The organism is Micromonospora sp. IBSANI012, from assembly GCF_052814045.1.
This window is the reverse complement of sequence record NZ_CP199933.1, coordinates 1,144,526-1,167,172: the sequence shown is the minus strand read 5'-3', so window position 1 is coordinate 1,167,172 and position 22,647 is coordinate 1,144,526. Positions and strand designations below refer to the sequence as shown.

Sequence of the window (22,647 nt, the reverse complement as noted above, 5' to 3'; positions counted from 1 at the left end):
CGGCGTACGTTTTGCCGCCGGCGATCGAGGTCAGGTGCAGCCCGATGAACTCGTTGGCTTGACGATCTCTCCGCCCTTAAGGACGGAGGTTCCCTCCACGCTGCGCGTGGGACACGCGGCGTTCGGGCGGATTCCTGCTTCCCGGCGCGGTGCCGGCACGGGTGCCGGTCTTACCTGCGCTCCACAGGCGTTTAGGCTCTCGGCGCGTCCCGCCGCGAGCACGTTGATGGCCGCGTTGACGTCCCGGTCGTGGATCGCCCCGCACGGGCAGGTCCACGATCGGACGTTGAGTGCCATCTTGTCGTTGATCCGTGCGCAGCCCGAGCACATCCGGGTGGAGGGGAAGAACCGGTCGACTCGGGCGAAAGTACGCCCGTGTCGGGTCGCCTTGTACTCCAGCATTGCGACGAACTGCGACCAGCCGGCGTCGTGCACGGCCTTGGCCAGCCGCGTCCGGCCGAGACCGGCCACGCACAGGTCCTCGACGTACACCGCTTGGTTGTCGCGGATGATCCGGGTCGAGAGCTTGTGCTGCCAGTCCCGCCGAGTGTCGGCCACCCTGGCGTGCGCCCTGGCGACCTTCACGACGGCCTTCTTGCGGTTGTTGCTGCCCCGCTGCTTGCGGGACAGGTCCTGCTGCAACCGCTTGAGCTTGCGGGCGGCCCGGCGCAGGAACTTCGGGGCGGTGACCTTCGTGCCGTCGGACAGGACCGCGAAGTGGGTCAACCCTAGGTCGATGCCCACCTCGGTGCCGGCCGGGGGCAGCGGCTGGTCGGGGGCGGTCACGACGAAGGAGGCGAAGTACCGCCCGGCGGCGTCCTTGATGATCGTCACACTCGACGGTGCGGAGGGCAGCGTCCGCGACCACCGCACCGCCAGGTCGCCGATCTTCGGCAGCCGCAACCGGCCGTTGTCCAGGACCTTGAACCGGGCGTTGGCGGTGAATCGGATGACCTGCCGGTTGTCCTTGCGCGAACGACACCGCGGCGCGGCGAGCTTGCGACCCTTGCGCGCACCGGTGATCGAGGCGAAGAAGTTGCGGTACGCCATGTTCAGATCCGCGAGAGCCTGCTGAAGCACAACCGCGGACACCTCGCCCAGCCAGGCGCGGGCCGCGGTCTTCTTCGCCTGGGTGATCAGCCGCTTGGACAGGTCCCCGTCGGACACGTACGGCAGCCCTTGCTCCCGGGCTTCCTGCCGTGCGCGCAGCCCGTCGTTGAACACCACCCGCGCACACCCGAACGCCCGCGCCAGCGCTTCCTGCTGCCCGCCCGTCGGGTAGACGCGGAAGTTGTACCGAAGCTGCACATCGGACAATCTAGCATTGGCCTATGAGCGATATCGATGGAATCCGGGCAGGCAGACACTGTGTGTTCGCCCTGTATGCCCACTTGGTCTTCGTGACCAAGTTCCGCCACAAGGTGTTCAGCGACCGGCACCTGACGCGGATGGAGGAGATCATGCGGGCGGTGTGCACCGACTTCGACACCGACCTGATCGAGTTCAACGGCGAGGACAATCACGTTCACCTGCTGGTGAACTTCCCCCCCAAGGTCGCCCTGTCGAAGCTGGTCAACAGCCTCAAGGGAGTGTCATCACGCCGGATGCGGCAGGAGTTCCCCGACCTGGTTCGCCACTACTACCAGACCAACAGGCTGTGGTCAGCCTCATACTTCGCCGGCTCCGTCGCCGACGCACCCTCGACCATCCTGCATCAATACATCGAGCAGCAGAACCGACCAGGCTAGAGCACACTCGGGCCTACACGGCCCTCCCCCGCGGGCCCTCACCCCCGCCCTGAAGGGCTGAGCACTGGCCCGCACCTCGGTAGCACTCCGCCTGCCTGCCGGTGGTTAGCCGCTGGCCGGCGTGCTCGACCAGGCAGTCGGCCTTCTTCTCCTCGTCGGTCAGCTGGTCGGCCGGCTTGAAGCTGATGTGCTGCGCGCCGAGCTGGTCGCGTACGTAGTCGTTGGCGAAGTTCGCGTTCGAGGTGAGGACGATGCCGGCGATGAGCAGCAGGACGGTGAGGCCCAGTCCGCCGATGCTGAACAGCAGGTCGAGGGTGCGCCGCTTCATGTCGTATCTCCCGGTGTGGGTGGGGGCGTCGTTGGTGTCGGCTCCCATCGTGCGGCGGCTCGGGGGATCCCGGTCAGGGCCGAACCCCCTGTCCCTTCCGGGACCTTCGACTCCCACCGTCGGGGGCCGTCCGGCCGGGCCGACCGGTCAGACCGGGGCGGAGACCGGGTGCAGGTCGGCCAGATGGCCGGGCCGGCCGTAGCGGTAGCCCTGCCCGTGCACGCAGCCGATCGCGGTGACCGCCGCGTGCTGCCCCTCGGTCTCCACCCCCTCGGCCACCACCGCCAGGTCGAACGCGCCGGCCAGCCGGGTCACCATCTCCACGGTCGCGTACGCGCGCGTGTCGGTGTCGAGCCGGGAGACGAACGACCGGTCGATCTTCAGCTCGGTGGCCGGGATGCGGTGCAGGTAGCTCAGCGACGAGTAGCCGGTGCCGAAGTCGTCGATGGCGATCCGGATGCCCAGTTCGCGCAGCTGGCCCAGCCGCTCCAGCACCGCCTCGCTGCCGTCGATCAGCGCCGACTCGGTCAGCTCCAGGGTCAGCGCGCGGGGCGCCAGCCCGGCGCTGGCGGTGGCCGCGGTGACGGTGGCGATCAGGTCCGGGCGGCGCAGGTGGGCGGCGGCGATGTTCACCGCCACGGTGGCCTCCGGCGCCCGTTCCCGCCAGGTCGCGGCGGCCCGGCAGGCCTCGTGGATCACCCAGCGGTCGATCGGCACGATCAGGCCGGTCTCCTCGGCCAGCGGCAGGAACGCGGCCGGCCCGAGCAGCCCCAACCGGGGATGCCGCCAGCGGACCAGCGCCTCGGCGCTGCGGACCGCCCCGGTGGCCAGGTCGACGATCGGCTGGTAGTCGAGGTGCAGCTGCTGCTCGTCGACCGCCCGGCGCAGGTCGGCGATCAGCTCCGCCCGGGTCACCGCCGACTCGCGCAGCCCCGGCGTGCAGGTCCGGTACGCCGACTTCCCGGCGGCCTTGGCCGCGTACATCGCGATGTCGGCGTCGCGCAGCAGGTCGGTGTGGGAGGCGTGCTGCGGGCCGTACTCGGCGATGCCGATGCTGGCCGACGGGTGGATGCCGACGTCCTCCTCGCCGGCGGAGGGTTGCAGGGCGGCGAGCAGCCGCTCGGCGAGCCGTTCCGGCGCGACCGGGCGGTCCCCGTCGACCAGCACGGCGAACTCGTCCCCGCCGAGCCGCGCGATGGTGCCGTCGTCGCCGACCGCGTCCCGCATCCGGTCGGCGATGCTGGTCAGCAGGGTGTCCCCGGTGGCGTGCCCGAACCGGTCGTTGACCTGTTTGAACCCGTCCAGGTCCAGCAGCAGGACGGCGACCGGCGGCCCGTCGCGCAGCGCCCGGCGCAGCTGCCGGTTGAACATCAGCCGGTTGGGCAGGCCGGTGAGCTGGTCGTCGTAGGCGAGCCGGCGCAGCCGTGCCACCAGGCGGAGGTTCTCGTTGGCGGCCAGCCCCTGCCGCAGCGCCAGGACGCCGAGCAGCGCCATCATGCCGATGAAGACCAGGTGCGGGGTCTGCCCGGTGGGGTGCCGGGCGAGCACCACCGCGATGATCGCCCCGCCCACCGGCAGGTACGGCAGGGCGACCCGCCACCAGGGCGGCAGCGGCGACTCGATGCCCTCGTCGCCGCCCTCGCCGGCCGGCGGCGGCGGGTACGTGGTGGCCACGCCGATCAGCAGGTAGCTCAGCGGCCAGCAGACGTCGATCACGTGCCCGGGGGCGTAGGTGCCGTGCGCGACGAGCGAGACGTAGACCGCGTCGGCGCCGGCCCGGGTGGCCAGGCTCGCGCCGATCAGGGTCAGCGGCCGCCAGATCGGGCGGGACGGGCCGGCCACCCCCACCAGGATGGTCAGCTGCATCAGGTCGAGCATCGGGTAGAGCAGGCCGAAGGTGCGCAGCGGATCGGCCAGGTCGGCGTCGGCGATGTCCTGGAACACCACCACCCAGCCGATCGGGATCAGGGCCAGCGCGACGATCACCCCGTCGAGCAGGGTGCGGGCCCGGCCCACCGCGCTGCGCGGGGCGGCGAGCGAGCAGAGCAGCGCCGTGGTGCCGGTGAGGATGCCGGCGGTGAAGACGGCACCGATCAGCGGGGTGTGCGGCAGTGCCTCGCCGCCGAGGCGCTGGACGGTCCACAGCGTACGGCCGGCGGCGGCGAGGGCCATGGTGACCGCCAGCAGCGTCCAGAACCGGCGCAGCGTCGCGGGGTGCCGGCGGGCCGCGCCGACGCAGGCGAGGGTCGACCACCCGGCCACCGTGATCGCGCCGACGTCGCCGGCCAGGGCGGCGCCGGGCAGCGCGGCCGTCAGCCAGACCGCCTCGACGAGGACGATCAGCGCCGCGGCAACCGCGCCGACCCGCCGGGCGCGGGTCGGGCGGGGCGGCGCGACGGCCTCTCGGGGGGCGTCATCGGGCAGCACGATGGTCGCTCCGGCTCTCTCTCCTGTGCGCACCTCGATGGTGAGGACCGGTCACGGGCGGCGAACCATCGCAGCCTAGCCAGCACGGCAGCGGCCCGCCAGGGCCGATGGAACCGGGCAGCACCGTCCGTCCAGGACGGCCGGACCGGCGCGACGGCGGGCGCGGCGAGCTGTCCGGCCAGGAGGGGCGCGGGGGCGCCGCGGCGGTCAGCCGCCGCCGTCGGCATCGGCCGGGCCGGGCGCGTGGACGGTGGCGGTGCCCGGGCCGGGCGCGTGGACGGTGGCGGTGCCCGGGCCGCCGCTGCTCAGGCCCAGTCCTCGGCGGGGTCGGCGTCGCTCGCGGCCGGCGCGTCGTCGGCGCGGGTGGGCGGCGGGCCGCCGTGCGTCCACGGCGTCTCCTCCGGCGTCGGGAAGGCCCCGGCGGGCAGGAACGCCTCGGACAGGGTGGTGTAGCAGAGCCGCTCCCCCACCTCCGGCACGCTGCCCGGCGGCGCGGTCAGCCCCCGGCCCATCGCGCCGGAGAGCTCCAGCACCACCTCGGTCTTGCCGTCCGCCGCCGGGGTCAGGAAGACCACTCTGGCCTTCTGCGTCGGCCGGGCCGGCGAGTAGAGCGTCGTGCCGACCGGCACCAGCACCGGCTCGGTGGTGACGAGCTGGATCCGGGGGCGCAGCACCGGCCGCTTCCCCGTGTCGTCGACCCGCTTCGGGTCGGCCAGCGTCACGTCCCCGACGAACGCCTCGCCGGTCAGCCGGTGCTCGGCCATCACCAGCGGGTCGTCGTAGGCGCGCTGCACCGCGTACGTGGTCAGGGCGCGTTCCAGCCGGTGCAGCCGCCGGGCGGCCACCACCGCGCCGTCGCGCCGCGGCTGCGGGCCGCCGCCGGCGTCGACGTGCTCGGCGTGGCCGGTGAAGGCGTCCTTGTCGCCGTCCCAGCGGCCGGCCACCCGGGCGCCGGGCGGCAGGGTCCGCAGCAGCCCGACGCCGCGCCACATCAGCTCCCAGGTGGGCGCCAGCTGGTTGCGCAGCACCCGCTCCAGCTCCGCGTACGCCGCGCCGCGCGCCACCGGGTCGTCCCCCGCGTCGGCGTACGCGGCGACGGCCGGGGCGAGCACTCGGTTGTCGAACTCGGGGTCGGTGGCCGGGCCGGCGGGCGGACAGACCGCCGGGTCCTCGGCCCGGGCGGCCGCCTGTGCCCCGGTCATGCCGGCCGGCGGATCGATCCAGCCGAGCAGCGCCGGCAGGTGCAGGTCCTCCACCACGCTCTGGCCGGTGGCCCAGTGCAGGCTCAGCGCATCGGTCATCGCCACCAGCGCCGACGAGCCGGGGTGCTCAGCCCGCTCGGCGAAGAAGGTCAGCCACCGCCCGAGCAGCGGCACCGACGGGTGCACCGGGTAGTCGCCGTCCGGGCGGCGGAACCGGGTGGAGCGGCCCAGCAGCCGCAGGAAGGTGATCCCGGCCGGGTTCGGCACCAGCAGCTGCGGCGCGTCGACGTACCGGTGCCGGACGTCGCGGCCCCGGTCGATTGGCACCGCCTCGGTGACGTCGCGGAACTCGTCGAGGTAGGGCAGCACGGTGGCGGCGAGCTCGGCGGCGAAGCGGAAGCGCTGGTCCCGGTTGCGGGGCTGCGGCACGATCAGCAGCCGCGCCTCGTCGGGGGCCGCGCCGACCAGCGTCGCCAGTGGCGCGTTCGCCTCGCCGGCCATGGCCAACGGCACCACCACCAGCGGACGCTCGGACAGGTGCAGGTGCCGGACGGTGGCCACCGGCTGGGCCACCCCGGCGGTCAGCGCCTGCGCCCTGGCGAGAGCGCGGAGCGTACTCACGCGGGCCGCCGGTTCCGGGCGGCCGGGGCGCGGCGGGCGCGGGGCGTACTCATGCGGGGTTTCCGGCGAGGGCGTCGGCGCGCAACTGGGCGGCGGCCCGCAGCAGCGCGGCGGCCTCCTCCTGCTCGGGCTCGGGGGCGCGCTCGCCGGTCGCCAGCGCCAGCACCTCGGCGACGGTGGCGATGCCGCCCAGTGCCTCGCGGACCGGCCGGCCCAGCGCCCCGGTGTGCCCGCCCGCCTCGTTGCGGCAGAAGTAGGCCAGCTCGCAGCTGGCCAGGCACTCCGGCGCGTAGCGGGCCGGCACCCGGCGCAGGCCGGCGGCCAGCGTCGCCGGGTCGGCGGTCGGGTCGGCGGTGAAGTCCGCCGGCACGGTGTCGAGCAGCGCGTCCAGCTTCGCCATCCGGTCGAGCTGCCGGCGCAGCACCAGCAGCTGCTTGCGGACGTCGAGCAGGCTGGCCACCGGCCGGTTGCCGAAGTCGCGCGGGCAGATCAGCACCACGTCGTGCGAGACCAGCTCCTCGTCGTGCCCCTCGGCGGCGAGCAGCTCGCGCAGCGCCAGCACGTAGACGGCGGACTGGATGGCCGCGGCGGCCACCTTCGCCGGGTCGGCCTGCCCGTCGACCACCGGGAACGACTTGATCTCCACCACGTGGAACCGGCCGCCGAGCCGGGCGGCGACCAGGTCGGGCTCCAGGTGCACCCGCTGGCCGGCGACGTCCAGACCGAGCAGCGGGTGGTCGAAGAGCGCCGCCTCGGGCCCCTGGCTGGTCAGCGCCCGGCGGGACCGTTCGTGCCGGTCCGGCAGGTCGTCCGCGCCGCCCAGGTCCGTCCAGCCGGCCCGCTCCGGCACCGGTACGCCGAGCCGCTCGGCGACCAGCCGCAGCAGCTCCGCCCCGCCGTCGGCCTTCACCTGCGCCTCGAAGGCGTTGCCCCGGGTGATGGCGAAGCGCGACTGCCCGAAGTGGGCCGGGAAGCCGATCACCTTCGCCAGCCTCGGCTTGTCCACCCCGGCGCCGTCCAGCACCGCCCGCCGGGCGCAGCCCGGGTTACCGGTGAGCGCGGCGATGGTCCGGGCGTTGTGCCGCTTCGGGGGCAGGTCGCCGCGGATCGCGGCCAGGCGCTGCGCGGTGCTCGTCACGATCCGCCAGGATAGGCGCTCAGCGCCGGTTCGGCCGGGACGCGGGCCCGGCGGACCAGCACGGCGGTCGCCACCGCGGCGAGCAGGGCCACGGCGGCCATCGCCCAGAGCACGGTGTGCAGGCCGCCGGTGAAGCCGGGGTCGGCGAGCCGGCCGGCGGTGGTGCTGGCCAGCACCGCGCCGACCACCGCGATGGCGACGGTCTCGCTGGCCAGCCGAGCCGTGTTGATCATCCCGGCGCCGGTGGCCGCCCGGTGCGCGGCGACGCTGCCGATCGCCATGGCGTCGAGCAGGCCGATCGACAACCCCACCCCCACGCCGATCGTGAGCAGCGGGCCGGCCAGGGCGGCGGTGCCGCTGTCCGGGGCGAGCACGGTGGCCCAGGCGGCGCCCACCGCGACCACCGCCACCGAGGTGACGATCACCGCCGGGGCCGGCACCAGCCGGGTCAGGGCACCGCTGAGCAACGGCAGCACCAGCGTCGGCGCGGTGAGCAGGATGAGCGTGGCGCCGGCCGCGCCGGGGCTCATCCCGACGACCGTGGTCAGGTACGACGGCAGGTAGACCAGCAGCGGCACCAGCACCGCGACGATGGTGGCCGCCGCCAGGCAGATGCCGAGGAAGCGGGGGCTCGCGAGCAGGGCCAGGTCGAACATCGGCTCGGGTCGCCGGCGTTCCACCCGGACGAAGGCCACCAGCAGGGCCACCGCCGCGGCGAAGGCCGCCACGATCACCGGGGCGGACCAGCCCAGCTCGGGGCCCTGCACGAAACCGAAGATGAGCAGCAGCAGCGCGGCGGTGAAGGTGACCGTTCCGGGCCAGTCGATCCGCCCGGCGTGCGGCTGGCGGGACTCGGGCAGCAGCGGGGTGAGCGCCAGCACCGCCACCGCGGCCAGCGCCGGCGCGGCGAAGACCGCCCGCCAGCCGAACGCGGAGATCAGCAGGCCGGCGATGGAGGGTCCGAAGGCGAGGCCGACGCCGATGGTGGTCCCGAAGATGCTGAACACCCGGGCGCGGGCCCGGCCCGGGAAGGCGTGGGCCAGCAGGGCGGAGGCGCTGGTCGCGGCGGCGGCCGCGCCGACGCCAGCCAGCGCGCGCAGCAGGTCGAGCAGCACGATGTTCCCGGCGACCGAGGCGAGCAGCCCGGAGCCGGCGAAGATCGCGACGCCGGTGGCGAAGACCCGACGCCGGCCGAGCAGGTCCGCCAGCGCCCCGGTGGCCAGCATGAAGCTGGCGAAGGTGGCGTTGTAGCCGTTCACCACCCACTGCACGCCGGCCAGCCCGGAGTCGAGGTCCCGCCCGATGTCCGGCAGCGCGACCGACGCGCCGGTCAGCGAGACCGGCAGCGAGAGGGTGGACAGCAGGACGGCGACCAGCACGACGGCCGGGTGGTTACGCAAAGATTCTCCCCGTTCGGACGGCGGCCCCAGCCTAAGACGCGGAGGTGGGCAGGCATCCGGTACGGGCGGAAGATCACATGGTCAGCGCTCGGCGGATCGGTTCCAGGGTGAGCGGGGCGAACGGGCCCCGGCCAGCGGCCGGCTGCGACGGCGGTGCCGGCGACGGCCCGGGGTGCAGGGCGGACGGGAGACGGTGTGCACCGGCGCGGGGGCGGGCACGACCGGTTGCCGGCCGATCAGCCAGCAGAGGAAGCGGGCCATCGCCGGGTCAGCCGACCGGGAGGCTGCGGGCCTCGTCCTTGGAGATGCCGTACTCGGCCCCGCAGAAGGAGCACTGCTGCACGTAGCGGGTGCGGACCGGGATCAGCGGAATGAAGAAGAGGGTGAACTTCGTCGACCGGCGGGTGATCACCTGCGCGGCCCGGTTGCCGCAGTTGCGGCAGACCGCGGTGACCACGCCGGACCGGTTGACGGACGTGCGCAGTCCGAAGATGAAGAACATCGCCGGCCTGTACCCACCGGAGGGCGCTCACACACCCGTTTTCAGGAAGTGGTTCGTCGCCACGGCCGACGGGCGTCGAGCTGGACGGCGAGCAGCTCCAGGAATTCCCGGAACCGCTCCTCGTCGTGCGGGGTGGGCAGCTCGTCGGTCAGCGGGCCGCGGTGCCGCCGGGCCCGGGCGATCGCCGCGGCGTAGACGCTCGGACCGGCGCCGAACGACCGGCGTTCGACCATCGCCTCGGCCATCCGGGCGGCGGCCACGGCGTCCAGCTCCGCGGTGAAGATCAACCCGTAGAGGATCTGGTTGACGACACCCTTCCAGTCGTCGCGGGGCATCGCGGTCCTCCTCGGTAACTCCGTCGCCGGTGAGCGGTGCCGATGACATGATCCACCCGTGTCCGGCCCCGACCCGGTGGACCCGCCGTACCGGTGCGTCGGCGAAGATTTCCCGCCGGTCGGTGTCCGGATCCGGGTCCGGCGTTCGTCACCCTGGTGAGAGACCACGACACCGAGGAGCCCGACCGATGAAGTTCATGATGTTCGTCTGCACCGACACCGAGCCGGACACCGACCCGAACGCCGCGCCCGACATCGACCAGTGGGTGGCCGAGCGGGACGCCAGCGGCCAGCGCCTGGTGGGCGACGCGCTGGCGCCGCCCTCGGCGGCCACCACGGTCCGGGTACGCGGCGGCGAACTGCTGCTCAGCGACGGTCCGTTCGCCGAGACCAAGGAGGTCATCGCCGGGTTCGACATCCTGGAGTGCGCCGACCTGGACGAGGCGATCGAGGTCGCCCGGGCCCACCCGATGGCGTACGGCGGCCGGATCGAGCTGCGCCCCTTCGCCGGCCTGGACTGACGCGGGTGGTCGACGCGGCGGACGCGGTGGCGGACGCGGGTGCCGAGGCGTACCCGCGGATCGTCGCCGCGCTGATCCGGGTCACCGGCGACTGGACGCTCGCCGAGGACTGTGCCCAGGAGGCGCTGGCCTCGGCGCTGGAGCGGTGGCCCCGCGACGGCGTGCCCGGCAATCCGGGCGGCTGGCTGATGACGGCCGCCCGGAACCGGGCCGTGGACGTGCTGCGCCGGGCCGCGGTGGAGCGGCGCAGGCTGCGGGACCTGGCCCTGCTGACCGATCCCGAACCGCCGACCGGGACGGAGGGGGACGTGGTGGACGACCGGCTGCGACTCGTCTTCACCTGCTGCCACCCGGCGCTGGCCCTGGAGGCACGGGTCGCCCTGACCCTGCGCACGGTGGCCGGGGTGCCCACCGCCGACATCGCGCGCGCCTTCCTGGTCAGCGAGTCCACCATGACCCGGCGGATCACCCGGGCGAAGACCAGGATCGCCACCGCCGGCATCCCCTACCGGGTGCCGACCGGGCCCGCGCTGGTCGAGCGGCTGCCGGGCGTGCTGGCCGTTCTCTACCTGCTCTTCACCCGGGGGTACGACGCCGACGGCGAGCCCGCCTTCGCCGACGAGGCGATCCGGCTGGCCCGCCTGCTCGACCGGCTGATGCCCGACCAGCCGGAGGTCGCCGGGCTGCTGGCCCTGTTCCTGTTCCAGAACTCGCGCCGCGCCGCCCGCCGCGACCCGGCCGGTGACCTGCTCACCCTCGATGAGCAGGACCGCTCCCGCTGGGACCACGCCGCCATCACCGAGGGACTCGCCGCCCTGGACCGCGCCGGCCACGGCCCGTACGCGCTCCAGTCCCGGATCGCCGCCGCGCACGCCACCGCCCCGACCGCCGCCGACACCGACTGGGCCGCCATCGCCGGCTGCTACGACGAGCTGGCCCGGATCCGGCCCACCCCGGTGGTCCGGCTCAACCGGGCGGTGGCGCACGGCTACGCCCACGGGCCGGCGGCGGGGCTGGCCCTGATCGCCGAGGCCCGCGCGGGCGGCGCGCTCGACGGCTACCCGCCGGCGCTCGCCGCGCAGGCCGAGCTGACCGCCCGCCACGGCGACCCGGTAAGCGCCGCCGCGCTGTTCCGCGCCGCCGCCGACCTGGTCGGCTCCGACCCGGAACGCCGCGCGCTGCTGCGCCGGGCGGGCGAGCTGGACCGCTGACGGCGCGGGACCGTCCCGCCGACACCCACCGGGTTCGGGGTCGGTGGGCATCGGCGGGACGGCCGGCGGTCCGACCAGCGCGGAGGCGCCTGCCGGCCGCGCGGCCGTCGGTGATCGACCAGCATCTGCCCAGGCACACCAGTTGGGCGACCTCTGGGGCGGACGTCACCAGGCCGCCGTCACCATGACATGGGGTGTGCGAGCCCTTTCGAGCTGATGACGCAAACGAATCAGGCTAGCGAGGCGACCACCCGCGGGCCGCCCGGCACCCGTGGCGGTGGCGGTGGCGGATGAATCGTTTGCGTCATCAGCTCGAAAGGGCACCGACAGCGCCCTTGCCGCCCGGCCACACCCGATCAGCCCATCCCGCCTGAGGCGCTCGGGCGGGCACCCCCGCACAAGCACGAGCACCCCGGAGCGGCACCCCGCCAAACCACCGCCGGTCGACGCGCCAGGGGTCACGCCGGAACCGGCTCAGGCTGCACGGACCGCGCGGGCCGCACCAAGTCCACAAGGGGGGTGCGGCCCGCGCCGGTGGAGAGGGCGCGACGGTCAGGCGCCGGTGGGCAGCTCCTCCAGCACCCAGATCGGCTGCCAGTCGGCCATCTCGTGGTAGCGGCGCAGCTCGGACAGGCCGGCCACCGACCCGCTCCAGGCCGCGTACGGCGGGTTGCCCTCGTCGAAGCCGCTCTGCACGAAGGTCAGCTTGGTCTTCCCGTCGGACTCGGCCAGCTCCCAGGTGCTGATGCCGGTCGGTCCCCAGTCGACGGACATCCGGTGGCCGGGCTCCAGGTCGACCACCTTGGCCGCGTACCCGGCCTCGAAGCCGCCCATGGCGTACCGGCCGCCGACCCACGGCTCGATGCCGATCGGGTAGCCGAACCAGGCGCTGGCCTGGGCGGAGTCGGTCAGCGACTGCCAGACCCGCTCGACCGGCGCACCGATCAGCAGCTCGCCGCGCAGGTCGGCGGAGGTGAAGTCGGTCTTCGGCAGCTGCGGTCGCCCCTCCAGGTGCGCGGCGAGGTTGGCGATCGACAGGCTCCACCAGGTCTGGAGCACTCCCCGGATGGTGCTGCCGTCCAGCGCCTCGGCGAAGTTGAAGTGGCTCTGGGTGAGGGTCAGCAGGGTGCTGTCCGGACCCTCGGGCGTCAGGGCTATCTCGCTGGTGGTCTCCACCCCGTCGAGCAGCCAGGCGAAGCGCAGCGCGTCCTCGTCGGCGTGCAGCAGGCGCTGGTGCGGAGCGTCGCCCTCGGGCGTGAAGCGGCCCCAGAACTCGTACCGTCGGGGCAGCTCCACCTCGGCGTGCTCGGCGAACCAGACGCGCAGCTCGGCCGGGTCGGTCAGGGCGCGCCGGACGGCCTCGACCGGCGCGGCGAGACGGGCACCCAGCTTCAACAGATCACTCACGGTCGTCCCCCTTGGGGTAGCAGGCCACGGCGAGCTTGAAGGCGTCTCCCTCGGCGCCGCCGTAGCGTGTGAACAGGTCCCGCAGCGTGGACTGCAGGTCGTGCAGGAACTCCTGCCGGCGCTCGGCCGGCACCCGGATCTCGCCGGACACCCCGATGGAGGGCAGCTCCGGCGCGGACCGGTCGAGGGCGGCGACGTCCGCCTGGACCTCCTCCATCAGGTCGAGCAGGTAGCCCAGGCTGAGCTCGTCCCGGGCCCGGCGCACCCCGCCGACCCGCCCCACCAGGCGGGGCGAGAGCCAGTACGACCGGGCGGCGGCCTGGTAGATGCCCTCGCTGATGCCGCGCACCTTCCGGCTCGACACCTGCTCGACCAGCCCGGCCGCCACCAACTGCTTGACGTGGTAGTAGACGCGCTGCGGCGTCTGCTCCAGCCGGGCGGCGACCTCGGTGCAGGTGCGGGGCTCGGCCAACTGCCGCAGCACCTCGACGCGCTGCGGCTTGAGCAGGACCTCGGCCTGCTCGATCTGCTCCAGGTACATGACGTCTCTCATCGCACAAATGAGCTTGTACGTAAAAACTTCCTTTGTCAATAGGGTCGAGGAAAGCCGCGCCGACCCGGCGCGGCTCTCTTCGGGCGGTTCGCGGTCAGGGCGTCCAGTCGGGGCGCAGCGGGTACGACGTCTGCCCGGCCGGTCCGTTGCGGGTGGCCAGCACCTGGTGCAGCTGGATGCCGTTGGTCTCGAAGGCCAGCCGGGACCCGGCCATGTAGAGGCCCCACACCCGCGCGGTGCCCTGCCCCACCTCCGAGACGCAGAAGTCCCAGTTCTCGACGAGGTTGCGGCACCAGGCGGCCAGGGTCAGCGCGTAGTGCTGCCGCAGGTTCTCCTCGTGGTGCACCTCCAGCCCCACGTCGTGGATCTCGCTGATCAGCCGGCCCGGCCCGGCCAGCTCGCCGTCCGGGAAGACGTACCGGTCGATGAAGGCGCCGGAGCGGTGCGGGGCCCGGTTGTCGGCCCGGGTGATGCAGTGGTTGAGCAGCCGGCCGTCCGGCCGCAGCCGGTCGCGCAGCGCCCCGAAGTACGCCGGGTAGTTGCGCACCCCGATGTGCTCGGTCAGCCCGATCGAGGAGACCACGTCGAACTGCTGCCGCGGGGCGTCCCGGTAGTCCAGGTGGCGCACCTCGGCCAGCTCGGTCAGCCCCTCCCGCTCGATCGCCGCCTGCGCCCACCGCGCCTGCTCCCGGGACAGCGTGACGCCGAGCGCCTTCACGCCGTACTCCCGGGCGGCGTGCCGGACCATGCCGCCCCAGCCGCAGCCCACGTCGAGCAGCCGCATCCCCGGCTTCAGCGCCAGCTTGCCGGCGACCAGGTCGTACTTGGCCGCCTGGGCCTGCTCCAGCGTGTCGCCCGGGCTGTGGAACACCGCGCAGGTGTAGGTCATGGACGGGCCGAGCACCTTCTCGTAGAAGGCGTTTGAGACGTCGTAGTGGTGCGAGATGGCGGTGCTGTCCCGCAGGCGGGAGTGGCGCAGCCCGTTCATCACCCGCCGCCAGCGCGGCTGCGCCTCCTGCGGCGGGGGCGGCGGGGGCAGCAGCCGCTCCCAGCCGAGCCCGCGCACCAGCGCCAGGCCCTCGGCCAGCGACGGGGTACGCACCCGCAGCTCGTCCTTGAGCACCCGCAACGCCTCGTACGGGTCGCCGGGGTGCACGCCCTGCAACCGGAGGTCGCCGCTGACGTACGCCCGCGCCATGCCCAGGTCACCCGGGGCGGTGAGCAGGTACGTCAGACCACGCTCGGAGCAGATGGACAGGGTGATCCCGCTGTCGGCCGGGCCGATCGCGCTGCCGTCGTACCCGGTGATCCGCACCGGCAGCTCGCCGGTGGTCAGCGCCCGGACGACGTCGGCGACGGTGGGGCCGGCGCGCCGGCCCCCGGCCGGCGGCGGTGTGCCGGGGGAACTGCTCGCCCCCTGTTCTCGGTCGGTCAGGCTCATGAGTTGCGCGGCGTGGGCTTCCGGCCGCCAGGGGCCGGGAGAACGCACCGCTCCCCCCTTTCAGACAGGGCTGTCACAGGCAGCTGATAGATGTGCAGCATGAGCGGGTCGATAAGGCGTGGATTTCGGTACCGCTTCTATCCCACCCCGGAGCAGGCCGAGCATCTGGAGCGGACGTTCGGATGTGTCCGCCTGGTTTACAACCGGGCACTCGAGGCGCGTGCCCGGAGGTGGACAGACGATGGACAACGGACGACGTACGGAGAGACGTCGGCATGGCTGACCCAGTGGAAGCGCACCGAGGAGCTGGCGTTTCTCAACCAGGTGTCCGCCGTTCCGTTGCAGCAGACCTTGCGCCACTTGCAGGCCGCCTTCGTTGCCTTCTGGGACCGGCGCTCCCGATATCCGCGGTTCAAGTCCAAGCGCAGGTCTCGGGCGTCGGCGGAGTACACCCGCTCGGCCTTCCGATGGCGAGGGGGGCAGCTGACGCTGGCCAAGATGGGGATGCCGCTGGCGATCGTGTGGTCTCGACCGTTGCCGCAAGACGCGGAGCCGTCCACCGTGACCGTCTCGCGCGACGCGGCCGGTCGCTGGTTCGTGTCGATTCTGGTCGAGACCCGGACAGTAAGGCCGCTGCCTGCCGTCGACCAAGAAGTAGGACTCGACGTCGGTCTCACCAGACTGGTCACCCTGTCCACTGGCGAGAAAGTCCCCAACCCGCGCCATGAACATGCTGATCGGCGGCAGCTGACCGCTGCGCAGCGTGAACTGAACCGAAAAGCCAAGGGATCCAACAATCGGGTGAGGGCCCGGAAGAAGGTTGCTCGAATCCATGCCCGAATCGCCGACCGGCGGCACGATCACCTGCACAAGCTGTCGACTCGACTCGTTCGCGAGAACCAAACGATCGTGATCGAGGATCTCAGCGTTCGTAACATGCTCGGCAACCACCGCCTGGCGCGCGCGATCTCCGATGCGGCCTGGACTCATCTGAGAAGCATGCTGGAATACAAGGCCGCCTGGTACGGGCGGACGGTGATTGTCCTCGACCGGTGGTACCCGTCGTCCAAGAAATGCTCGGCGTGCGGCCGCATTAATCCGACCATGCCGCTCGCCGTCCGTTCGTGGACCTGCCCGAAATGTGCAACCTTGCACGACCGGGACGTCAACGCCGCGAAGAACATCCTCGCCGCCGGGCAGGCGGAGAGGCAAAACGCCTGCGGAGCTGTCGTAAGACCTCATGGGAGTCCCCCCTTCGAGGCGGCCGGCGATGAAACAGGAAGGCCCACGGGCGACCGTGGGAGTCCTTGGCTCAAGGGCCAGGACGATGTCAATTTCGTGCAACCGCCTTCTCGTAGAGTCCGGTGAGCCGGTGATCCGGGTCGTAGCGGTCCTTCACGGCACGCCAGGTCTCCCCGCCGTAAAGCCGGTCGAAGGCCGCTCGGTCGTAGTACGCGTCCGAGTAGAGGGACTTGTGACCACCCATGTCGGACACCGCCCGCTCGATCGAGCGGTTCACGTCGCCGTCGGCCGCTCCGTCGGCGATCGGCACACTTCCCCAGAAACCGATGTTGACGTAGGTCTGCCCCGGCCGGAGCGGATACAGCGGCCAGGACCGCGCCGAGCCCGGCCCGGCCGGCTCGCGCAACCGCAGCGGGCAGAGCCAGACCGGGTTCATGCCGACGTTGGCGGCGAACCAGCGGAGGAAGTCGGCGGTGGCCTCCAGCGGGATCTCGACGTCCTGCACCACCCGCTCGCGGGCCGGGCGCCCGCGCCAGTGGTCGACCCGCGCGGCGATCTGGTGCCGGTGTTCCAGCCGGACGAGCCGGTGGTAGAAGTCGCTGCGCCGCCACCGGGCCGGCCAGAGCCGGCGGACCACCGGGTGCTGCACCCCGAACGCCGCCGAGCACCAGAACCAGTCGGTGTCCCAGCGCCAGAGGTAGTCGTGGGTGGTCAGCGCGTCGCGGGTGCGCCGACGCAGCGACCGGTAGTAGATCTCCTGGCCGGTGTAGTCGCTGAGCTGCGGCGCGTCGTCGGTGAAGGCGCCCAGGGTCAGGTACGCCTCGCCGGGGCTGAACATCACCCCGTCCATCGCGTCGACGGGCTGCCCCTCCCACTCGCCCTTGACGATCACGTCGCCGATCGCCTCGGTCAGCTCCTCCAGCCGGCTGAAGCGCACGTTGCGCAGCGCCACGGCGTGGCGTACGGGCTGGAGCTCGATGCGCAGCCGGGTGGCGTAGCCGAGGCTGCCCAGCGAGTTGGGGAAGGCGGCGAAGAGGCCGGCGTGCTCGCCCTCCGGGCGGGCGGTGAGGATCTCGCCCGCGCCGGTGAGCACGTCCATTTCGGTCACCGACTCGTGCGGCAGGCCGTTGCGGAACGAGGTGGACTCGATGCCCAGCCCGGTGACCGCGCCGCCCAGGGTGATCGTGCGCAACTGCGGCACGACCAGCGGCATCAGTCCGTGCGGGAGGGTGGCGTCGACCAGGTCCTCGTACGTGCACATGCCCTGCACGTCGGCGGTACGGGCCCGGGGGTCGACCGACAGCACGCCGTCCAGCCCGGAGACGTCCAGGCCCGGTGAGCTGGTGGCCGCCCGGGGGCGGAACAGATTCGAGGTGCGTTTTGCGAGGCGGACGGGTTCCCCGAGGGGCACCGCGGCGTACGACCGCCGCAACGTGTCCACCGCCAGGTCATGATCACGCAGCGCGCGCATGAGATCACCTTACGCGCCGAACGGCCCGCGCGTGGGATGTCCACGGTGGCCTTTTCGCCACCACTATCGGACGGTCGCGTTACCGTGGCGGACGTGCCGTCGCCCGCCCTCGCCGCCCTGGACGCCGCCGGTCTGCCGTACCGGGTGATCCGGCACGGGCCGGTGCGCAGCCTCGCCGAGGCCGCCGCCGCCCGCGGCGTCGCGGTGCCGGACGTGGTGAAGACGATCGTGGTCCGCCGCGGCCCGGACGACCATCTCTTCGTGCTCACCCCGGGCGACCGGGTGATCTCCTGGCCCAAGCTGCGCGCGCTGCTCGGCGTCAGCCGGCTCTCGATGCCCGACGCGGCGGCGGCCCGCGACGCCACCGGCTACGCACGCGGGACCATCACCCCGTTCGGCGCGACCACCGCCTGGCCGGTCGTCGCCGACGAGCGGCTGCGCGGCCGGGAGATCACCCTCGGCGCGGGCGAGCACGGCGCCGCCGTCGCGCTGGACGCCGACGCGGCGATCACCACGCTCGGGGCGACGGTCGCCGACGTGACCGACCCGGAGCCCACGCGCTGATCTGCCGCCGACCGGTGGTCGGTCCGGGGCGGACGGCATAGCGTGGACCCATGCCGAAAGCCGTCTGGAACGACCTGGTGATCGCCGAGAGCGACGACACCGTCCTGGTGGAGGGCAACCACTACTTTCCCCGCGCCGCCCTGCGCGACGACCTGATCCGGGAGTCCGCGACCCACACGTTCTGCCCGTGGAAGGGGACCGCCTCCTACTACAGCCTCGAGCACGACGGCCGGACCAGCGCCGACGCCGTCTGGTACTACCCGGACCCGAAACCCGACGCCGAGATGGTGCGCGACCGGGTGGCGTTCTGGAAGGACGTCACGGTCGTCGACTGAGTCACCGCCGGCCGGGCCGGGTGGCCATCGACCGGTCCGGTGGGTCAGGATTCCCCCATGTCCGTCCCCGACGAACACCACGACCCGGCCGGCACCGTCTACGGCGCCCGCCGGGCCGCCCGCCCCGGGCTGCCCCGGGACCCGCTGATGCGGTTCGCGCTGGCCGCCGGGCTGGTCGGCGTACTGGTGGGGGTCTTCTTCGCCACCGGCGTGCTCGGCGGCGGCGGCCAGCCGGTGGTGCCGGCGTCGGCCGCCTCCGCGCCCCCGGCTCAGCCGCCGTCGCCGGAGGTCACCGAGCCGGCCGCGACCACCCCCGCCGCGCCCTCGCCGACCGCCGCGCCCACCACCCCGCCCGCCCCGGTGGCCGGGCCGAAGGTGTTCCGGGCGGTGGCCTCCGGCCTCTGCCTCGGTACCGACGGCGACGACGAGAAGGCCGTCGCCGAGCTGGCGGCCTGCACCGGCGGGCCGGAACAGCAGTGGGTCGCCAACCCGGTCGCCCCGGACCTGGTCACCCTCACCAACGCGGCGCACGCCCAGTGCCTGGACGTCGAGGGCGGCAGCGCCGACGACGGCGCGAAGCTCCAGCAGTTTCCGTGCCACGGGCAGGCCAACCAGCAGTGGCGGCTGACCCCGGTCGGCACCGGCCCGGTGCTGCTGGTGGCGGTGCACTCCGGCAAGTGCGGCGAGGTCGACGACGGCGGCACCGAGGCCGGCGACGAGATCCGTCAGGTCCCGTGCACCGGCGCCGCCCAGCAGCAGTGGACGGTGGGCTGACGCCTCAGCCCCGGTAGCTCCAGGCCCGGGCCGGCGGCGCCACCACGGGCACCGGCACCGGCACCGGTTCCCGGCGGCGCAGCAGCAGCGAGAGCCCGGCCGCGCCGATCGACAGCGCCCCGGCGACGTACCAGGCCAGGGCGTAGTCGCCGAGTCGGTCGCGGACCAGGCCCGCTCCGGTCGCCGCGATCGCCGCGCCGAACTGGTGGGCGGCGAAGACCCAGCCGAAGACCACCGCGCCCGCCGCGCCAAAGTACTCCCGGCACAGCGCGACGGTCGGCGGCACGGTGGCCACCCAGTCCAGGCCGTAGAAGATGATGAAGACCAGCATGCTCGGCTCGGCCGTGCCGGCGAAGAGGCCGGGCAGCACCAGCAGCGACCCGCCGCGCAGCGCGTAGTAGGCGCCGAGCAGCAGCCGGCTGTCCACCCGGTCGGTGAGCCAGCCGGAGGCGATGGTGCCGACGATGTCGAAGAGCCCGACCAGGGCGAGCAGCCCCGCGGCGGTGGTCTCCGGCATCCCGTGGTCGTGCGCGGCCGGCACGAAGTGCGTGCCGACCAGCCCGTTGGTGGTCGCGCCGCAGATCGCGAACCCGCCGGCGAGCAGCCAGAACGGCCGGGTCCGCGCGGCCGAGGCCAGCGCGCCGACGGCCCGGGAGGCCGCGCCGCCCGTCGTCGGCGCGGGCGGCACCACCTCCGCCGCGCCGTAGGCGGGCAGGCCGAGATCCGCCGGGTGCTCCCGCAGCAGCCAGGCCACCAGCGGTACGACCGCCAGCGCCGCCCCGGCGACGACGAGCGCCGCCGTGCGCCACCCGTGATCGCGGACCAGCACGGCGAGCAGCGGCAGGAAGACCAGTTGCCCGGCCGCCCCGCCGGCGGTCAGCACCCCGGTGACCAGCCCGCGACGGCGGACGAACCAGCGCCCGGTGACCGTGGCCACGAAGGCGAGCGCCATCGACCCGGTGCCCAGCCCGACGAGCACCCCCCAGCAGAGGATCAGCTGCCAACTGGCCGTCATGAACACCGTCAGGCCGCTGCCGGCCGCCACCAACGCCAGCGCGCCGGCCACCACGCGCCGGACGCCGAACCGGTCCATCAACGCGGCGGCGAACGGCGCGGTCAGCCCGTAGAGCAGCAGGTTGACCGAGACGGCGGCGGATACGGTGGCCAGCGGCCAGCCGAACTCGGCGTGCAGCGGGTGCAGCAGGACCGAGGGGGTGGCCCGGAAGCCGGCGGCGCCGACCAGCGCGACGAACGCGACGGCGGCGACCAGCCAGGCGGGGTGGAGACGGCGGGTTCGGTTCACGATACGAGTCTCGGCGGCGGCCCCGCCGACGACGAGTGGCCGGAAAGCCATCATGCGCAATAATCGGGCCATGACGATCGTCCCGCACCGGGTGACGGTGCTCGCCATCGACCAGGTGGTCGGCCTCGACCTCGGCACCCCCTCCCAGGTCTTCGGCACCGCCCGCACCAAGGACCTGCAGCCGCTCTACACGGTCGACGCCTGCACGCCGGGCGGCCGCCCGGTGCGCAGCACCGCCGGGTACCAGGTGCTGCCCGACCACGGGCTCGAACTGGTCGAGGCCGCCGACACGGTGGTCGTACCGGGCATCCACGGCGGTCCGGCGCTGACCGACGGCATCCTCGACCCGGAGGTGGCGGCGGCGCTACGGGCGGCCCACGAGCGGGGCGCGCGGATCATGTCGATCTGCACCGGCGCGTTCGTGCTGGCCGCCGCCGGGCTGCTCGACGGCCGGCGGGCCACCACCCACTGGGCGTACGCGGACCTGTTCCGCCGGCTGCACCCGGCGGTCGACCTGGACCCCGACGTGCTCTTCATCGACTCCGACGACGTGCTCACCTCGGCCGGGGTGGCCGCCGGCCTCGACCTGTGCCTGCACGTCATCCGCACCGACCACGGCAGCGAGGTGGCCAACCGCTCGGCCCGCCGCTGCGTGGTGCCGCCGTGGCGCGACGGTGGCCAGGCCCAGTACATCGAGCGGCCGGTGCCCCACCGGGCGGGGACCGGCACCGCCGGCACCCGGGAGTGGGCCCGGCAACGGCTGCACGAGCCGGTCACCCTGCGCGACCTGGCCGAGCACGCGCGGATGAGCGTGCGCACCTTCACCCGGCACTTCCGCTCCGAGACCGGGCTGAGCCCCGCCCAGTGGCTGCTCCAGGAGCGCACCGACCACGCCCGGCTGCTGCTGGAGACCACCGACCTGACCGTCGACCAGGTGGCCCACCGCTGCGGCTTCGGCACCGCCGCCGCCCTGCGCCAGCAGCTCCGCCAGCGCATCGGCGTCGCCCCGAGCGCGTACCGCCGGGCGTTCCACCGGCACCCCTGACCCGCGTTCCCGCGCCGCGGGCGGGGACGGGCTCGGTCACCGGGGTCAGGGTGGGGCGGCGGCGCGGAGCCGGTGCAGGGCGGCGGTGGCGTCGCGCAGGTGCACCTCGATCACCGGGCGGTCGTCGCCGGGGCCGGACGGCACCGGTGCGGTGGACCCGGGCCGGGATCCGGAGCGGTCGGTGGTGGCGGCGGAGAGCTCCCCCAGCCCGTCGGCCAGTTCGGTCAACCGGTCCGGCAACGGGCCCGACGCCACGGTGGGGTGGGACGTGAGCTGCCGGTGCACGTCGTCACAGAGCAGCAGGGCGGCGGCGACCAGCACGTGGACGTCGTCGAGGGGGCGGTCGGCCCCGTGCAGCCGGGCGGCCCGCCGGCGCCCGCGTACGGTGCGGCCGGTGACCCGGCGGGCCTCGACCCGGGCCTCGGTGAGCCGGCCGAGGCGGGCGTTGGCGTGCCGGGCCTGCTCGCAGGCGGTGGCCGCCAGCCCCGGCCCGCCCCGGCGCAGCGCCTCGGCCGCCGTCCGCAGCGCGACCGCGGTGTCCCGCAGGATGTCCGGGACCGGCGCGGCGACCAGCTTCACCGGATCGGGGCTGAACAGCACCTGACTGCCGAGCAGACCCAGCGCGCCCCCGACCGCCACGTCCAGCAGATAGCCGGCGGGCGACTGCGCCGGCCCCAGTGCGGCCACGATCAGCACGGCGGCACCGGACTGGACGTAGGTCAGCGGCCGCGGGTCGACCAGGGCGGCGATCGACATCGCCAGCGCGAGCGCCGGCACCATCACCAGGAATCCGCTGCCCAGGTCGAGGGCCTGGACGCCCTCCCCCACCGCGACGCCGGCCAGCACCCCCACGAACAGGTCGACGGCCTGCCGGCCCCGCCCGCCCAGACCCGCCGACAGGCAGATCAACGAGCCGGTGGCGGCGAAGATCGGCGCCTGGTGGCCAAAGACGGTCGCCGCGATCCACCAGGCCACGCCGGCCGTCAGCGCGCACTGGCCGATCAGCGGCAACGCCATCCGGATCCGGTGCCGCAACAGCGCGGGGACGACCGAACGGGCCGCTCTGCGCAGGCCCGTCC

22 protein-coding genes are annotated in these 22,647 nt (G+C 73.7%); 8 read left to right on the top strand and 14 right to left on the bottom strand.

Annotated elements, in window-relative coordinates; all coding sequences use genetic code 11:
• Positions 1–30: 30 nt before the first annotated feature.
• Entirely contained in the window at positions 31–1,308 is a 1,278-nt protein-coding gene (locus tag ACTWM8_RS05625) for an RNA-guided endonuclease InsQ/TnpB family protein (RefSeq protein WP_446212854.1), read from the bottom strand.
• Between the two features lie 23 nt (positions 1,309–1,331).
• Here ACTWM8_RS05625 and tnpA point away from each other — a divergent pair, with 23 nt between their 5' ends.
• On the top strand, positions 1,332–1,748 hold the full coding sequence (tnpA, locus tag ACTWM8_RS05620; protein ID WP_446212853.1) for an IS200/IS605 family transposase: 417 nt from the start codon (positions 1,332–1,334) through the stop codon (positions 1,746–1,748).
• A gap of 13 nt (positions 1,749–1,761) precedes the next feature.
• Here the strand turns inward: tnpA and ACTWM8_RS05615 are convergent, their stop codons facing one another.
• The 7 genes from ACTWM8_RS05615 to ACTWM8_RS05585 form a co-directional block, all read right to left on the bottom strand.
• Entirely contained in the window at positions 1,762–2,124 is a 363-nt protein-coding gene (locus tag ACTWM8_RS05615; RefSeq protein ID WP_446212852.1) for a hypothetical protein, read from the bottom strand.
• Positions 2,125–2,223: 99 nt separating this feature from the next.
• Positions 2,224–4,503 carry a putative bifunctional diguanylate cyclase/phosphodiesterase gene (locus tag ACTWM8_RS05610; protein ID WP_446212851.1) on the bottom strand — a complete coding sequence of 760 codons (2,280 nt, stop codon included), beginning with the start codon at positions 4,501–4,503 and terminating at the stop codon, positions 2,224–2,226.
• Between the two features lie 305 nt (positions 4,504–4,808).
• Positions 4,809–6,326, bottom strand: coding sequence for a hypothetical protein (locus ACTWM8_RS05605; RefSeq protein WP_446212850.1), 1,518 nt, complete (start codon positions 6,324–6,326; stop codon positions 4,809–4,811).
• A gap of 49 nt (positions 6,327–6,375) precedes the next feature.
• A complete protein-coding gene (locus tag ACTWM8_RS05600; RefSeq protein WP_446212849.1) occupies positions 6,376–7,464 on the bottom strand; it encodes a hypothetical protein in 1,089 nt (362 codons plus the stop codon).
• Complete coding sequence (locus tag ACTWM8_RS05595) at positions 7,461–8,864, bottom strand: MFS transporter (protein ID WP_446212848.1); 1,404 nt, start codon at positions 8,862–8,864, stop codon at positions 7,461–7,463. The genes ACTWM8_RS05600 and ACTWM8_RS05595 overlap by 4 nt, the downstream gene beginning before the upstream one ends.
• A gap of 268 nt (positions 8,865–9,132) precedes the next feature.
• On the bottom strand, positions 9,133–9,366 hold the full coding sequence (locus ACTWM8_RS05590; RefSeq protein ID WP_154939182.1) for a zinc-ribbon domain-containing protein: 234 nt from the start codon (positions 9,364–9,366) through the stop codon (positions 9,133–9,135).
• 41 nt (positions 9,367–9,407) lie between these two features.
• Entirely contained in the window at positions 9,408–9,701 is a 294-nt protein-coding gene (locus ACTWM8_RS05585; protein ID WP_446212847.1) for a hypothetical protein, read from the bottom strand.
• A gap of 188 nt (positions 9,702–9,889) precedes the next feature.
• Here ACTWM8_RS05585 and ACTWM8_RS05580 point away from each other — a divergent pair, with 188 nt between their 5' ends.
• Positions 9,890–10,222, top strand: coding sequence for a YciI family protein (locus ACTWM8_RS05580; protein WP_446212846.1), 333 nt, complete (start codon positions 9,890–9,892; stop codon positions 10,220–10,222).
• A gap of 5 nt (positions 10,223–10,227) precedes the next feature.
• A complete protein-coding gene (locus tag ACTWM8_RS05575) occupies positions 10,228–11,433 on the top strand; it encodes an RNA polymerase sigma factor (RefSeq protein WP_446212845.1) in 1,206 nt (401 codons plus the stop codon).
• A gap of 552 nt (positions 11,434–11,985) precedes the next feature.
• Here the strand turns inward: ACTWM8_RS05575 and ACTWM8_RS05570 are convergent.
• The 3 genes from ACTWM8_RS05570 to ACTWM8_RS05560 form a co-directional block, all read right to left on the bottom strand.
• A complete protein-coding gene (locus ACTWM8_RS05570) occupies positions 11,986–12,840 on the bottom strand; it encodes an SRPBCC domain-containing protein (protein ID WP_446212844.1) in 855 nt (284 codons plus the stop codon).
• Entirely contained in the window at positions 12,833–13,393 is a 561-nt protein-coding gene (locus tag ACTWM8_RS05565) for a winged helix-turn-helix domain-containing protein (RefSeq protein WP_154939192.1), read from the bottom strand. The genes ACTWM8_RS05570 and ACTWM8_RS05565 overlap by 8 nt, the downstream gene beginning before the upstream one ends.
• A 94-nt stretch (positions 13,394–13,487) precedes the next feature.
• Positions 13,488–14,834 carry a class I SAM-dependent methyltransferase gene (locus ACTWM8_RS05560; protein WP_446214479.1) on the bottom strand — a complete coding sequence of 449 codons (1,347 nt, stop codon included), beginning with the start codon at positions 14,832–14,834 and terminating at the stop codon, positions 13,488–13,490.
• A 99-nt stretch (positions 14,835–14,933) separates the two neighbouring features.
• On the opposite strand from ACTWM8_RS05560, the gene ACTWM8_RS05555 reads away from it, so the two are divergent.
• Positions 14,934–16,202: an RNA-guided endonuclease InsQ/TnpB family protein gene (locus ACTWM8_RS05555; RefSeq protein ID WP_446212843.1), complete on the top strand. Its 1,269-nt coding sequence runs from the start codon at positions 14,934–14,936 to the stop codon at positions 16,200–16,202.
• Here ACTWM8_RS05555 and ACTWM8_RS05550 read toward each other — a convergent pair.
• Positions 16,165–17,547 carry an FAD-binding oxidoreductase gene (locus ACTWM8_RS05550; protein WP_446212842.1) on the bottom strand — a complete coding sequence of 461 codons (1,383 nt, stop codon included), beginning with the start codon at positions 17,545–17,547 and terminating at the stop codon, positions 16,165–16,167. The genes ACTWM8_RS05555 and ACTWM8_RS05550 overlap by 38 nt on opposite strands.
• A 36-nt stretch (positions 17,548–17,583) precedes the next feature.
• Here ACTWM8_RS05550 and ACTWM8_RS05545 point away from each other — a divergent pair, with 36 nt between their 5' ends.
• Genes ACTWM8_RS05545 through ACTWM8_RS05535 form a run of 3 tightly spaced genes read left to right on the top strand, consistent with a single transcriptional unit; the run spans position 17,584 to position 19,220 of the window.
• Entirely contained in the window at positions 17,584–18,111 is a 528-nt protein-coding gene (locus ACTWM8_RS05545; RefSeq protein WP_446214478.1) for an aminoacyl-tRNA deacylase, read from the top strand.
• Between the two features lie 50 nt (positions 18,112–18,161).
• Positions 18,162–18,446, top strand: a complete 285-nt coding sequence (locus tag ACTWM8_RS05540) for a DUF427 domain-containing protein (protein WP_446212841.1) — start codon at positions 18,162–18,164, stop codon at positions 18,444–18,446.
• A 57-nt stretch (positions 18,447–18,503) separates the two neighbouring features.
• Positions 18,504–19,220: an RICIN domain-containing protein gene (locus ACTWM8_RS05535; protein WP_446212840.1), complete on the top strand. Its 717-nt coding sequence runs from the start codon at positions 18,504–18,506 to the stop codon at positions 19,218–19,220.
• Between the two features lie 4 nt (positions 19,221–19,224).
• On the opposite strand, the gene ACTWM8_RS05530 is transcribed toward ACTWM8_RS05535, so the two are convergent.
• On the bottom strand, positions 19,225–20,574 hold the full coding sequence (locus ACTWM8_RS05530) for an MFS transporter (protein ID WP_446212839.1): 1,350 nt from the start codon (positions 20,572–20,574) through the stop codon (positions 19,225–19,227).
• A gap of 1 nt (position 20,575) precedes the next feature.
• Between ACTWM8_RS05530 and ACTWM8_RS05525 the strand changes: the two genes are divergently transcribed.
• Positions 20,576–21,568 carry a GlxA family transcriptional regulator gene (locus ACTWM8_RS05525; RefSeq protein WP_446212838.1) on the top strand — a complete coding sequence of 331 codons (993 nt, stop codon included), beginning with the start codon at positions 20,576–20,578 and terminating at the stop codon, positions 21,566–21,568.
• Between the two features lie 45 nt (positions 21,569–21,613).
• Here ACTWM8_RS05525 and ACTWM8_RS05520 read toward each other — a convergent pair whose 3' ends face one another.
• A complete protein-coding gene (locus ACTWM8_RS05520; RefSeq protein ID WP_446212837.1) occupies positions 21,614–22,585 on the bottom strand; it encodes an FUSC family protein in 972 nt (323 codons plus the stop codon).
• Positions 22,586–22,647: the final 62 nt, after the last annotated feature.